The sequence below is a fragment of the Bradyrhizobium sp. 197 genome (assembly GCF_023073375.1).
GTDB lineage: Bacteria > Pseudomonadota > Alphaproteobacteria > Rhizobiales > Xanthobacteraceae > Bradyrhizobium.
Genome location: NZ_JADPJJ010000079.1, coordinates 200,468 through 214,112, shown reverse-complemented (window position 1 = coordinate 214,112; position 13,645 = coordinate 200,468). Strand labels below are relative to the sequence as shown.

General features: G+C 64.2%; 13 protein-coding genes. 10 read left to right on the top strand and 3 right to left on the bottom strand.

Going from position 1 to position 13,645, the window contains the following annotated elements; genetic code table 11:
- Positions 1-329: 329 nt before the first annotated feature.
- The 8 genes from IVB27_RS19725 to IVB27_RS19690 all read left to right on the top strand — a co-directional run bounded on the left by IVB27_RS19725 (position 330) and on the right by IVB27_RS19690 (position 10,292).
- A complete protein-coding gene (locus IVB27_RS19725; RefSeq protein ID WP_247444989.1) occupies positions 330-2,459 on the top strand; it encodes an acetate--CoA ligase family protein in 2,130 nt (709 codons plus the stop codon).
- Positions 2,460-2,516: 57 nt separating this feature from the next.
- A complete protein-coding gene (locus IVB27_RS19720) occupies positions 2,517-3,365 on the top strand; it encodes an IclR family transcriptional regulator (protein ID WP_247444988.1) in 849 nt (282 codons plus the stop codon).
- 110 nt (positions 3,366-3,475) lie between these two features.
- Positions 3,476-4,267: an NYN domain-containing protein gene (locus IVB27_RS19715; protein WP_247444987.1), complete on the top strand. Its 792-nt coding sequence runs from the start codon at positions 3,476-3,478 to the stop codon at positions 4,265-4,267.
- A gap of 84 nt (positions 4,268-4,351) precedes the next feature.
- The gene (locus tag IVB27_RS19710; protein WP_247444986.1) at positions 4,352-6,154 is read left to right on the top strand and encodes an adenine deaminase C-terminal domain-containing protein; all 1,803 of its coding nucleotides are present in this window, start codon (positions 4,352-4,354) and stop codon (positions 6,152-6,154) included.
- A gap of 152 nt (positions 6,155-6,306) precedes the next feature.
- On the top strand, positions 6,307-8,097 hold the full coding sequence (gcl, locus tag IVB27_RS19705) for a glyoxylate carboligase (RefSeq protein WP_247444985.1): 1,791 nt from the start codon (positions 6,307-6,309) through the stop codon (positions 8,095-8,097).
- An 11-nt stretch (positions 8,098-8,108) separates the two neighbouring features.
- Entirely contained in the window at positions 8,109-8,894 is a 786-nt protein-coding gene (hyi, locus tag IVB27_RS19700; RefSeq protein WP_247444984.1) for a hydroxypyruvate isomerase, read from the top strand.
- A 12-nt stretch (positions 8,895-8,906) separates the two neighbouring features.
- Positions 8,907-9,794: a 2-hydroxy-3-oxopropionate reductase gene (locus IVB27_RS19695; protein WP_247444983.1), complete on the top strand. Its 888-nt coding sequence runs from the start codon at positions 8,907-8,909 to the stop codon at positions 9,792-9,794.
- A gap of 114 nt (positions 9,795-9,908) precedes the next feature.
- Complete coding sequence (locus IVB27_RS19690; RefSeq protein ID WP_247444982.1) at positions 9,909-10,292, top strand: DUF1236 domain-containing protein; 384 nt, start codon at positions 9,909-9,911, stop codon at positions 10,290-10,292.
- A gap of 42 nt (positions 10,293-10,334) precedes the next feature.
- Here IVB27_RS19690 and IVB27_RS19685 read toward each other — a convergent pair whose 3' ends face one another.
- The 3 genes from IVB27_RS19685 to IVB27_RS19675 all read right to left on the bottom strand — a co-directional run bounded on the left by IVB27_RS19685 (position 10,335) and on the right by IVB27_RS19675 (position 11,969).
- The gene (locus IVB27_RS19685; RefSeq protein ID WP_247444981.1) at positions 10,335-10,712 is read right to left on the bottom strand and encodes a VanZ family protein; all 378 of its coding nucleotides are present in this window, start codon (positions 10,710-10,712) and stop codon (positions 10,335-10,337) included.
- 76 nt (positions 10,713-10,788) lie between these two features.
- Positions 10,789-11,391: a thiamine pyrophosphate-dependent enzyme gene (locus tag IVB27_RS19680; RefSeq protein WP_247444980.1), complete on the bottom strand. Its 603-nt coding sequence runs from the start codon at positions 11,389-11,391 to the stop codon at positions 10,789-10,791.
- An 11-nt stretch (positions 11,392-11,402) separates the two neighbouring features.
- Complete coding sequence (locus IVB27_RS19675; protein WP_247444979.1) at positions 11,403-11,969, bottom strand: thiamine pyrophosphate-binding protein; 567 nt, start codon at positions 11,967-11,969, stop codon at positions 11,403-11,405.
- Positions 11,970-12,235: 266 nt separating this feature from the next.
- On the opposite strand from IVB27_RS19675, the gene IVB27_RS19670 reads away from it, so the two are divergent.
- Both IVB27_RS19670 and IVB27_RS19665 read left to right on the top strand, forming a co-directional pair.
- Complete coding sequence (locus IVB27_RS19670) at positions 12,236-13,285, top strand: hydroxyacid dehydrogenase (RefSeq protein WP_247444978.1); 1,050 nt, start codon at positions 12,236-12,238, stop codon at positions 13,283-13,285.
- A gap of 133 nt (positions 13,286-13,418) precedes the next feature.
- Positions 13,419-13,631, top strand: a complete 213-nt coding sequence (locus tag IVB27_RS19665; protein ID WP_247350040.1) for a hypothetical protein — start codon at positions 13,419-13,421, stop codon at positions 13,629-13,631.
- Positions 13,632-13,645 lie beyond the last annotated feature (14 nt).

The window sequence follows — 13,645 nt, the reverse complement described above, 5'->3', positions numbered from 1 at the left end:
TTGGTTTCCGCAGTGACACGACGAATCTCCTCCAGTGGGAGTCGTCTTTTACAGGAATATTAACCGGAAAGTTTTTGGCATACCAAATACCAGAATGTCAAGCTGCCTATTTTTTGCAGCATTCTAAGGTGCGCTGCAGCTTGACAAGTTGGCTTCTGGCATACCAAATGCCATCGCCAGCCATTTTTGATCCAAAGCTGCGGAGTAGTTTCAGGCTTACGCCATTCCGTTCCGCGACATGGAACAGAGCGCGGCGATTGGCAAGCATCACGGGCAGCCGCAACACGCGCGCGCTTTGAGAAAGAACTTAAGGTCCAGGGAGAAGCCACATGTCCAATTCCAAAGATGCCGTCCGCAAGGTGCTTGACCAGGTCAAGGCGGACAACCGCACCAGCCTGACCGCGCCGGAAGGCAAGCTGGTCTGCGACGCCTACGGCATTCCGGTGCCGAAGGAGGGCGTGGCGAAGTCGGCCGGCGAGGCCGGAAAGATGGCCTCGTCCATGGGCTTCCCGGTGGTGATGAAGATCGTCTCGCCGGACATTCTCCACAAGACCGAAGCCGGCGGCGTCATCGTCGGCCTCAAGACGGCCGAAGACGCCGAGAAGGCCTACGAGACCATTCTCGGCAACGCCAAGAAGTACAAATCCGATGCCAAGATCGAGGGCGTCCAGGTGCAGCAGATGCTGGCCGGCGGCACCGAAGTGATCGTCGGGTCGATCACCGACGCTTCGTTCGGCAAGCTGGTTGCCTTCGGCCTTGGCGGCGTGCTGGTCGAGGTCCTGAAGGACATCACCTTCCGCCTCGCGCCCGCGACCAAGCAAGACGCGCTGTCGATGCTCGACGGCATCCAGGCGCATGAGATTTTGAAGGGCGTTCGCGGCGGCGAGCCGGTGAACCGCACGGCGCTTGCGGATATCATCGTCAAGGTCTCGCAGCTCGTCACTGATTTCCCCGAGATGGTCGAGCTCGATCTCAACCCGGTGTTCGCGACGGCAAAGGACGCGATCGCCGCCGACGTCCGCATCGTCGTCGACTTCGCTTACGTGCCCAAGCCGAAGCCGCGCCCGACCGAAGAGATCGTCGCGGCCATGAGCCGCATCATGCAGCCGAAGGCGGTTGCCGTGGTCGGTGCCTCTGCCGAAGACGGCAAGATCGGCAATTCCGTGATGAAGAACCTCATCAACGGCGGCTACAAGGGCGACATCTACCCGATCCATCCCAAGGCCGCCGAAATCCTCGGCTACAAGGCGTATAAGAGCGTCAAGGACGTGCCGGGCGTGATCGACACCGCGGTGTTCGCGATTCCCGCGAAGTTCGTGGCCGCGGCGCTGACCGAATGCGGCGAGAAGAAAATTCCCGGCGCGGTTCTGATCCCGTCGGGCTTCGCGGAAGCCGGCGCGCCCGAGCTCCAGGCCGAGATCGTCGAGGTCGGCAAGAAATACGACATCCGCCTGATGGGGCCGAACATCTACGGCTTCTACTACACGCCGGCCAATCTCTGCGCGACCTTCTGCACCGCCTACGACGTCAAGGGCCACGCGGCGCTGTCATCGCAGTCGGGTGGCATCGGCATGGCCATCATCGGTTTTTCGCGCTCGGCAAAAATGGGTGTGTCGGCCATCGTCGGTCTCGGCAACAAGTCCGATATCGACGAGGACGATCTGCTCGCCTTCTTCGAGCAGGATCCGAACACCAACCTGATTGCGCAGCACTGCGAGGATCTCAAGGACGGCCGCGCCTTTGCCGAAGCCGCAAAACGCGTCTCCAAGAAGAAGCCTGTCATCGTGCTCAAGGCCGGCCGCACCTCCGCCGGTGCGAAGGCAGCCTCGTCGCACACCGGCGCGCTCGCCGGCAACGACAAGATCTACGAGGACGTCCTGGCGCAGTCCGGCGTGATCCGCGCCCGCTCGCTGCGGCAGCTGCTCGAGTTCGCGCGCGGCGTGCCGGTGCTGCCGACGCCCAAGGGCGAGAACGTCCTGATCATCACCGGTGCAGGCGGCTCGGGCGTGCTGCTGTCGGACTCCTGCGTCGACAACGGCCTGTCGCTGATGTCGATGCCGCCGGATCTCGATGCGGCCTTCCGCAAGTTCATCCCGCCGTTCGGCGCGGCCGGAAATCCTGTGGACATCACCGGCGGCGAACCGCCGATCACCTACGTCAACACGGTCAAGCTCGGCCTGACGGACGAGCGCATCCATTCGCTGATCCTCGGCTACTGGCACACTATCGTCACGCCGCCGATGGTGTTCGCCCGCAACATGGTCGAGGTGAAGAAGGAGATGGAGGCGAAGGGTTTTGTGAAGCCGATCGTCGCCTCGCTCGCCGGCGACGTCGAGGTCGAGGAAGCCGCCGAATATCTCTACCAGAACGGCATCCCGGCCTATGCCTATTCGACCGAACTGCCGGTCGAGGTCCTGGGCGCCAAGTACAAATGGGCGCGCGGGGCAGGGCTGCTCTGACGCGAGGACCTTCACCTCTCTCCGCACGCGGAGAGAGGTGACAATTGTCAGGTCGCGATGGGCAAGAACGTGATCCGGCGTAAATCGCTCGAGCCTCGATCGTCATCGGAAGCTGACCACGACGCGCGCGACGGCGGTGTGCAGTCCGTCGGCCGCGCGCTGTCGATCCTCGAGACGCTGGCCGAGGACGACGAAGGCTATCGCCTCAGCGATCTCGCCGTCCGCACCGGCCTGTCGGCCTCAACCGTGCACCGCCTGCTGGCGACGCTGGAAAGCCGCCGCTTCGTGCAATTCGACCGCGCCGAATCCAAATGGCATGTCGGCGTGCGCAGCTTCACGGTCGGCGCGAGCTTTGCCCGACGGCGCAATTTCAGCGCCCAGGCCATTCCCTATTTGCGCAAGCTGCGCGATCTCACCCGCGAGACCGCCAATCTCGCCGTCGTCGACGACGAGTTCATCATCGTGCTGACCCGGATGGAGAGCCGCGAGATCATGCGCTCGCTGACCAAGGTCGGCGGTCGCGTCGCCATGGTGACATCGGGTGTCGGCAAGGCGGTGCTTGCGACCTACTCCGACGAGGACGTCGGTGCCGTCATCCGCCATCACGGCATGCCACGCCTGACCGAGAAATCCATCGTGCGACCGAGCGATCTGTTCAGGGAGCTCGCGACCATCCGCAAGCAGGGTTTTGCGGTGGATGATGAAGAAGCCGAGATGGGTCTGCGCTGCGTCGCAGCCGTGGTCTACAGCCCCAGCGCCGAGCCGCTTGCCGCGATCTCGGTGTCCGGCTTGACCAGCCGCGTCACCGATGCCCGGCTGCCCGAGATCGGCCGCGTCGTGCGGGACGTCGCGGCGGAACTGACGGCAGCACTTGGCGGCGTCATGCCGGCGGTAAAGCCGGGTTGAGCCAGGCTTGCGCTCCACCGCCACCCCCCTGAAAAGAAATCAGCGCTGGCGGCGGGAGCCCCGACATCGGTATATCCGTCCAGCGTTGTCGCGTCCTTTTGGGGAAAGTCATGCCGTCAGAGCTCCGTTCGCCCCGTCTCGCTGTCCTGATTGATGCCGACAATGCTTCGGCCAAGATCGCGGATGGACTGTTCGAGGAGATCGCCAAGATCGGGGAGGCCAGCGTCCGCCGAATCTACGGCGACTTCTCCAACGCCAGGTCCAGGGCCTGGGCCGACATCCTGTCGAAACACGCCATCATCCCGCAGCAGCAATTCGCCTATACGACGGGAAAGAATGCATCCGACATAACGCTGGTCATCGACGCGATGGACCTGCTTCACAGCGGCCGGTTCGATGGCTTCTGCCTGGTGTCGTCCGACAGCGACTTTACCCGTCTTGCCGCCCGAATCCGCGAGCAGGGCGTCGATGTCTTTGGGTTCGGCGAGCAGAAGACGCCGGAAAGCTTCCGGCAGGCCTGCCGAAGGTTCGTCTATACGGAGAACCTGCTTCCCGCCCCCGCGAACACGCAGGATGCGGCGGCGAGGTCAGCGCCACTTCAGCCGCCCGATGGGGCAACCCCCATCATCAAGAGGGTCATCACCCAGATGGAGAGCGAAGACGGCTGGGTCACGCTCGGGGAGGTCGGGCGGCAGCTTGCCAATCTGGCGTCCGATTTCGATCCGAGGACGTTCGGTTTCCGCAAGCTGAGTGACCTCGTGCGGAAGACAAACTCCTTCGAGATCGATGAGCCGAAGGGACGGTCGATGCGGATTCGGGTCAAGCCCGCTGCCGCACCACCGTCGAAAACGCGGAACCCGCGCAGAAGGTCAGGGACGGCAGGCGTTCCACCCAAGGCGTAAGCAGGCGTGCTGTTATATTTGAGCTTGCCCGGTCTGGCTCAGGGCGTAACCATCGCGGCGCCGTAACATCCCGCGAGAGCGCTCATGACAAAACTCACCCGCTTTGCCGTCGCACCGCTGCACGCGATGACGCGGCGTCTGGCCGATGTCGCCTCCGCGCGCGTCGCGCCCGATCTCGTCATATCAGGTGCGCGGGTGCTCTCGACCTATTCCGAGCGCATCCACGCGAACCGCGAGGTCTGGATTACCGGGGGGCGCATTGCGGCGGTGAAGCCGGCGGGTGCTGCGAAGCGATTCTTCGGCAACGTGCCGCTGTACGACGCCGCCGGCGGCATCATCGCGCCCGGCCTGGTCGATCCGCACATCCACATCGAATCCTCGATGGTGACGGCCTGCGCCTATGCCGAGGCGGCACTGCTCAACGGCACCACCACGATCTTCTGCGACAGCCACGAGATCGGCAACGTCATGGACGTCGCCGGCGTTGAAGCCATGTTGGAGGACGCGCGCGAAGCCCCGCTTTCGATTTTCCTGACGGTGCCGAGCACGGTACCGGCCACCTCGGCCGCACTGGAGACTGCGGGCGGCGACCTCACGCCGGACAAGATCGCCGGCCTGTTCGACCGCTGGCCGGAAGCAGTCGGGCTCGGCGAGAAGATGGATTTTGTGCCTGTCACCATGGGCGATGAACGCAGCCACGCCATCCTCGCCGCCGCCCTGAAGCGCGGGCGACCGGTGTCGGGCCATGTCTATGGCCGCGAATTCGTCGCGGCCTATGCGGCATCCGGCGTCACCGACACCCATGAGGCGATCGACCGCGACATCGCCGACGATTTGCTCAATGCCGGCGTCTGGGTGTTTTTGCGCGGCGGCCCGCCGACCACGCCATGGCACTCGCTGCCGCAGGCGATCCGCACCATCACCGAGCTCGGCGCCTCGCACAAGCGCACCGCCGTGTGCACCGATGACCGCGACGCCGATGATCTGCTGCTGTTCGGCCTCGACTGGGTGGTGCGGGAGGCGGTGAAGGCGGGAATGTCGCCCGAGCAGGCCTGGTCGATGGGGTCGCTGCATGGCGCGACGCGCTTTGGCATGGATGGCGATATCGGCGGGCTCGGCGGCGGCCGCCGTGCCGATCTGGTGCTGATGGACGACAATCTCAGGCCGCAATGCACCTGGTACGGCGGCGAACTCGTGGTCGAGCACCGTAAGATCACGCCGAAGCTCGATCAGGCGCTGTCGCAGCGCTATCAATATCCGAAGGCGGCCTACGTCACCGTCAAGCTGCCGGAAAAGCTCGAGCTGACGCCGGAGCTGCCGTCAAAGGCCTGCACGGTCAACGCGATCAAGACCGCACTACCCGGCATCACGCTGATCCACGAGAAGATCGCGATCGAGCCCGCAAAAGACTGGCCGTCGCTGTTTGCGCGCTACGGCCTGTGCTTCGTCACAGTGGTCGAGCGCCATGGCAAATCGGCCGGCAACGTCGCCTATGGCCTGCTGAAGGATTTTGGCCTGAAGCGCGGCGCGGTCGCCTCCAGCGTCGGGCACGACAGCCACAACATCATCGTTGCCGGAACCAACGAGGCCGATATGCAGGTGGCGATCGCGGCGATCAAGGCGCAGCAGGGCGCCGTCTGTGTCGTCGCCAACGGCAAGGTGAGGGCGCTGGTGCCGCTGCCAATCGCCGGTCTCTTGTCCGACAAGCGCGTCACGGAGGTGGCCGAGGAGATCAAGGCTCTGAAGAAGGAATGGGCGGAGGCCGGCTGCACCATCCCCTACATGGGCTTCAATTTGATTCCGCTATCGGTCATTCCGGAAATTCGCATCACCGACAAGGGTCTCGTGCTGGTGCCGCAGATGGAGCTGGCGCCGCTGTTCGAGTGAGCGCTTTCACGCGTTTCTCGACCTAACCGATTGAGACCGCCGCGTTTTTTTCCGCGGCTGCCGCATCGTGGAAAATAAAATCGATCTCGTTGAGATCGTATCCTGCGCGCCCGATGATCTCGCTCAGCCAATGCAACCAAGCGAGGTCCGATATGGCGAAAATGCGAGCCATCGATGCTGCCGTGCGAATTCTGGAGAAGGAAGGCATCTCGACTGCCTTCGGCGTTCCCGGGGCCGCGATCAATCCGCTCTACTCGGCGCTGAAGAAGCGCAGTTCGATCCGCCATATCCTGGCGCGGCATGTCGAGGGTGCCTCGCACATGGCCGAGGGCTACACGCGGGCCAAGGCCGGCAACATCGGCGTCTGCATCGGAACCTCTGGGCCGGCGGGCACCGACATGATCACCGGGCTTTATTCGGCGATCGCCGATTCCATCCCGATCCTCTGCATCACCGGTCAGGCGCCACGGGCGCGGCTCTACAAGGAAGATTTCCAGGCCGTCGACATCGAGTCGATCGCAAAGCCCGTGACCAAATGGGCGGTGACCGTGCGCGAGCCCGGGCTGGTGCCACGCGTGTTCAGCCAGGCTTTTCACGTGATGCGCTCCGGCCGCCCGGGGCCGGTGCTGATCGACATGCCGCTCGACGTGCAACTCGCCGAGATCGAGTTCGACGACGAGACCTACGAGCCACTGCCGGTCTACAAGCCCACCGCGACGCGCAAGCAGGTCGAGAAGGCGCTGGAGATGCTCAACGCCGCCGAGCGGCCGCTGATCGTGGCGGGCGGTGGCGTCATCAATGCGGACGCCTCGGACCTGCTGGTCGAGTTTGCCGAGATCGCGAATGTTCCGGTGGTGCCGACGTTGATGGGGTGGGGCGCCATCCCCGACGACCACGTGCTGATGGCCGGCATGGTCGGTCTTCAGACCAGCCATCGTTACGGCAACGCCACGATGCTCGAATCCGATTTCGTGCTCGGTATCGGCAACCGCTGGGCCAACCGTCACACCGGCTCGGTCGAAACCTACACCAAGGGCCGCACCTTCGTGCACGTCGACATCGAGCCGACCCAGATCGGGCGCGTGTTTAATCCCGATCTCGGCATCGTCTCGGACGCGAAGGCCGCGCTCGAACTGTTCGTCACCGTCGCCGGGGAGTGGCGCCGGTCAGGCAGGTTGCGCGAGCGCCAGGCGTGGCCCGCGGCCTGCCGCGATCGCAAGAAGACGATGCTGCGCAAGAGCCATTTCGACAACGTCCCGATCAAGCCCCAGCGCGTCTACGAGGAGATGACCAAGGCGTTTGGCCGTGACACTTGCTACGTCTCGGTGATCGGCCTGTCGCAAATCGCCGGCGCGCAGTTCCTCGGCGTTTACAAGCCGCGTAACTGGATCAATGCCGGGCAGGCGGGGCCGCTCGGATGGACGCTGCCCGCCGCCCTCGGGGTGCGCGCGGCGTGTCCGGATCGGGACATCGTCGCGCTCTCCGGCGATTACGATTTCCAGTTCCTGATCGAGGAGCTCGCAGTCGGCGCGCAGTTCAATCTGCCCTACATCCACGTCGTCGTGAACAATTCCTATCTCGGGCTGATCCGCCAGGCCCAGCGTGGCTTCGACATGGACTATCACGTCCAGCTCTCCTTCGATAACATCAACGCGCCCGAACTCGGTGGCTACGGCGTCGATCACGTCGCGGTCGCCGAAGGCCTCGGTTGCAAGGCGATCCGCGTCACCGATCCCAAGGACGCGCAGGCCGCGTTCGCCACAGCGCGCGAATGGATGGCGAAGTACCGCGTGCCCGTGATGGTCGAGTTCATCCTCGAACGCGTCACCAACATCGCGATGGGCACGGAGATCGACAACATCGTCGAGTTCGAGGAGGTGCTGGATCTGCCGCTCGACGAGGTCGCGAGCGCGCGGCCCGGCGTGCTGCAGCCGGCGGAATAGGGAACAGCATCATGCCGAAATTCGCCGCCAACCTCACCATGCTCTTCAACGAGATGCCGTTCGTGGACCGCTTCGCTGCGGCGAAAGCGGCGGGCTTCTCCGGGGTCGAATATCTTTTTCCCTATGATTTCGACAAGGCGCTTTTGCGCGAGCAGCTCGACAGCCATGGGCTGACGCAGGTGCTGCACAATCTGCCGGCCGGCAACTGGGCCGCAGGCGAGCGCGGCATCGCGATCCTGGCCGATCGCGTCGCCGAATTCCGCGACGGCGTGTTTCGCGCCATCGACTATGCCAAGGCGCTCGATTGCGAGCAGCTCAACTGCCTCGTCGGCATCGCGCCAGTGGACGCCGATCCGCGCGAGCTGAACGAGACGCTGGTCGGGAATTTGCGCTTCGCGGCCTCGACGCTGGCGCGGGAGAACATCAAGCTGCTGGTCGAGCCGATCAACACGCTCGACATTCCCGGCTTCTTCCTCAACGGCACCGAGCAGGCCGTGCAGCTCATCTCGGAGGTGCGGTCGAACAACCTGTTCGTCCAGTACGACATCTATCACATGCAGATCATGGAGGGTGACCTCGCCCGTACCATGCAGGAATATCTCCCCCAAATCGCCCACATCCAGCTCGCCGACAATCCCGGCCGCCACGAACCGGGCACCGGCGAGATCAACTATCCCTTCCTGTTCCGCCATCTCGACGCGATCGGTTATCGCGGCTGGGTCGGCTGTGAGTACAAGCCGCGCACCACGACGCTGGAAGGCCTGTCCTGGCACGCGGCGCAGACATTCGAGACCTGAGGATATTTGGACATGATCGACATCGGCTTCATCGGACTCGGCACCATGGGACGACCGATGGCCGGCCATCTTCTGGCCGCAGGACATCGCGTTCTCCTGCATGACGTCGCGCCTGTCGCGCCGGAGCTGATCGCGGCGGGCGGCGTTGCCTGCAAGTCGAGCAAGGAGATCGCAGAGGAGGCGGATGCCGTCATCATCATGGTGCCCGATACGCCGCATGTGGAAGCCGTGCTGTTCGGCACGGACGGCGTCGCGAGCGGCATCTCCAAGGGCAAGATCGTGGTCGACATGAGCTCGATCTCGCCGCTGGCGACCAAGGAGTTCGCAAAGAAGATCGAGGCACTCGGCGCGGATTATCTCGACGCACCGGTTTCGGGCGGGGAGGTCGGTGCCAAGGCGGCAAGCCTCACCATCATGGTCGGCGGGCCCGAGCGTGCCTTCAGCACCATGAAGCCGATCTTCGACCGCATGGGAAAGAACGTCACCCGGGTCGGCGCCAATGGCGACGGCCAGACAACGAAGGTCGCCAACCAGATCATCGTCGCGTTGACGATCGAGGCGGTGAGCGAAGCGCTGCTGTTCGCGTCGAAAGCCGGCGCCGATCCGGCACTGGTGCGGCAGGCCCTGATGGGCGGCTTTGCCTCGTCGCGGATCCTCGAAGTGCATGGCGAGCGCATGGTAAAGCGCAATTTCGATCCCGGTTTCCGCATCGAGCTGCACCAGAAGGATCTCAACCTGGCGCTCGAAGGCGCTCGCGCGCTCGGCCTGTCGTTGCCGAGCACGGCGGTGGCGCAGCAATTGTTCTCGTCCTGCACCGCGCATGGTGGCAAGGGCTGGGATCACTCGGCGATGGTGCGGGCGCTGGAACTGATGGCGGGTCACGAGATCGCCGCAGCCTGAACTGTTACGCGGTAACTGTCTCCAGATTTGGCGCGTCTTTCGCCACGGGGAACCGGAACAATGATCCGGCCCCGCGGGTTGAAGGCGCACAACAATCACAGGAGACATTTGGACATGAAAACCCGTCTTGCGATTTCGTTGGCTGCCGCGTCGCTGCTGGCGTCGAGTGCAGCCTTTGCTCAATCGACGACCTCCGAGGGCGCCGCGAACGGTGCGCGTGCGGGCGGCGACATCGGCGGCCCGGTTGGCGCAATGGTGGGCGGCACCGTCGGTGCAGCGGTCGGCGCCGGTCTGGAAATTCCGAATGCGATCCTGGGCGGAATCCCGCGTGGTGATTCCGTCGTCGTCGAGGATCGCGTCGTTGTCGGCGAGCCGCTGCCGCCGACCGTTGTGCTGCGCCCCGTTCCGAACTACACCGAGTATCGCTATGCAGTCGTCAATGATCGCCGCGTGATCGTCGAGCCGCGCACACGCCGCGTCGTCAAGATCATCGACTGATCGATCAGAGCCTAGGCTTGAACAGTTGGGCCCTGCGGAGCGTCACTCCGCGGGGCCTTCGCTCGTCAGGGCCGAATTTGCGCGGAAGCGTGTCATGACCCAATCGACGGCGGTCGCGAACGCAAACCCGATGCAGGCCGTGCCGGCATCGACCAAAAAATCCTCCAGCCGCGCATGCCGACCCGGCGCCCAGAATTGCATCAGTTCGAGCACGCCGATCAGAATTACCGCCACAGCAGCCACGGCCCAGCGACGGTTCCGGTAAGCCAGGCCGAAGGCTAATCCGACCAGAATAAAGGCGAGGGCATGCTCGCCGTCCTGGCCGAGGTCGGAGCGGGGCCGCAGGCCGGGCGGGCCGAGCGTTGCGAAAGTGACGGCGGCTGCGAGCAGCCAGGCAAAAAAGCGGATGAACATGGACATACGCACCGCTTAGCACGGATTTGCCGCGCCTGCAGTGAGGCGGGGATCAGATCGCCGTGTAGTTAATGACAAAAAGTTAAAGTGCCTCGCGCACGCCAAGGCCGTGCATGAAGCGTTCCCGGATCTGCACGGGATCGCGTCGGGTGGCGCCGACGCCCGGCTTGTCGTCGATGCGGACGGCGATCAGGCTCGGCCCGGAGGCCGACATGGCTTCCTCGACCAGCCGCTCGAAATCTTCTTCGTCCGCGGCCCAGGCGCTGTTGGCAAGCCCCGAGCCGGCGGCGATGGCGACGATGTCAGCCACGTTCGCGGCGGGTGTCGGCTGCGCGCCGGTGATCTGGTAGATGCCGTTGTCCATCACGATCATGATGAGGTTCTCAGGCTTCAGCGCCGCAATCGTCGAGAGCGCGCCAAGCTGCATCAGCAGCGAGCCGTCGCCTTCGAGCGCAAAGACGCGCCGGTCCGGCTGCGCCAGCGCCACGCCCAGCGCGATCGGAAAGGCAAGCCCCATGCTGCCGAGCATGTAGAAATTCTGCGGACGGTGGCCGGCGGCCCAGAGATCGAAATTGGTGTTGCCGATGCCACCGATCACGGCTTCCTCGTGCTTGAGTTTCGCGATCAGGCGCGAGGTGACGTCGAAGCGGTTCATCACTTTGGTGTTGCGCGCGTCTGTATTCATTTGGGCCGGCCTCACTTGTCGAAAGTCTTGCCGCCCGTGAGCAGCGGGTTGAGGATCAGCGCCACGGGCGCCTGCGTCGTGACGGCCTGCTTGATCGAACGGTCGGTGATGAATTCGAGCTCGTCGAGCCGGGTGATGGTGTGATGCTCGAGCGCCAGCGAATCCAGGACCGGACGCATGGTGCGGCAGACCAGCGACTGGCCGTAGTTGAACTCGCCGAGCGTGCCGCGCTCGGACACGAACATGATCAGCGGGATCTGGTAGGGCACCGCGAGCGAGGCCAGCACGTTGGCGAGCGTGGCAAAGCCGGAGGTCTGCATCAGCACCGCAGCCCGCCGTCCGCCCATCCATGCGCCCGAGACGATGCCGACGGCTTCCTCCTCACGGGCGGTGGCAAAGGTGGTGAAGAAGGGATCGGCGTGCAGGTTCCTGATCAGCGGCGTCAGCACGCGGTCGGGCACGTAAGGGATGAGGCTGATCTCGTTCTGCTTCAGGGTTTGCAGGACGATGCCGTGCCAGCTCTTGTCACTGGAGGTCTGCGCCGCCTCAGACGAGGTATGTTGCTCCGCAATCGCCATTGCGTTCTCCCTTCAGCCGCGCATGCTTCTTGGTCTTGGCCATTGCCTGAGGCGTCGTCTTGGCCGTCGCGGCGGTCCTCCGAACTTGACGCGGCGGGCGGGATTGTCAACATGTCCGGGCTGCACCGTGATCTGCGCCAGACGGCCTGCCGCGACCGGTACCGACGTGTCATAAGCGGCAATAACAAGAGAACGGAGGAACGCATGACAGGAGCGCGCGCTGCGCTGGCCCTGCGGATCTCCTGGAGAGAGCCGGAAGGGTCCTGATGTCCGTCAACAGCAAGCGTGTCTTCTACGTCAAATATCTGGCCAATCCGATTTATATCGACATCCTGAAGGCGCGGCCCGACGTCCGGCTCGATCGCATCGAGAACGAAAGCCCCGCGGATTTCTACGCGCCGATCCTGAGCGCGGCCCATGTCTACCAGATCGGGGCTGCTCGCGATGAACTCGCGCCGCATTTCCATGTTGACGCCGCCTTCCTGAAGCGTACGCCGAACCTCCTGCTCGTTTCCAGCAACGGCGCGGGCTTCGATCCTGTCGACGCCGAAGCGTGCACCGATGCGGGCGTGCTCGTCGTCAACCAGTCCGGCGGCAACGCGCATTCGGTCGCCGAGCATGCGCTGGCGATGATGCTGACGCTGTCCAAGCGTATCATCCAGTCCGACCGCAAGCTTCGCAGGGAGGCCAACGTCAATCGCAACGAACTCGTCGGCAACGAGGTCGAGCACAAGACCGTCGGCATCGTCGGGCTCGGCAATGTCGGCCGCCGCATCGCCGCGCTGTGCAAGGGCCTGCTCGGCATGAAGGTGCTGGCCTATGATCCGTATCTCACGGCCGAGGTGATGTCCGAGCGAGGCGGGGAGAAGGTCGAACTCGACGAGCTGCTGCGCCGCGCCGATTTCGTCGCGATCTCCTGTCCCCTCAACAAGGGCAGCCGCAACATGATCAGCGTGCGCGAGTTCGCGCTGATGCAGCCGCATGCGTATTTTGTCACCACGGCCCGGGGCTTCATTCACGACGAGGACGCGCTGCTCCAGGCGTTGCGCGACAAGCGCATCGCGGGTGCCGGCCTCGACGTCTGGTCCAAGGAGCCGCCGCCGCCGGAGCATCCGCTGCTGCAGTTCGACAACGTGCTGGCGAGCCCGCATACCGCAGGCGTCACGATCGAGGCGCGCCAGAACATGGGCCGCATCGCCGCCGAGCAGGTGCTGGACACGCTCGACGGCAAACGCCCGCCGCGCATCATCAATCCCGAGGTTTGGCCGCGCTATGCCGAGCGCTTCAAGCAGGCGTTCGGGGTAACGCCGGGGTAGGGCTAGGAGCTTGCCATTCCGGGGCAGCGTGGAACCGCCTACCGGCCTTGATGCGCGTCAAATTCTCCCTCCCTCATTCAGGCTAAATGGTATTAGAGTGTCGCCGGGGCTGGCCATGGCAGCAGGAGGTCCCATGTCAACTTATGTCGTCAGATTCATGAAGGACGTGCTCGGCCAGTACGGCCGGCAGATCGAGGTGTGCCAGGGCTCGCTCGAGATCGACGCCACCGACGAGAACGAGGCCAGGGAGCGGGCGAAGGCGAGGTTTTGCAAGGACCAGGCCTTGCACCACTGGTCGCTGCATGCCGACCGCATCCAGGTCAGGCCGGCTGACTTTCCGTCGTGAGGTCTAGCGGCCGG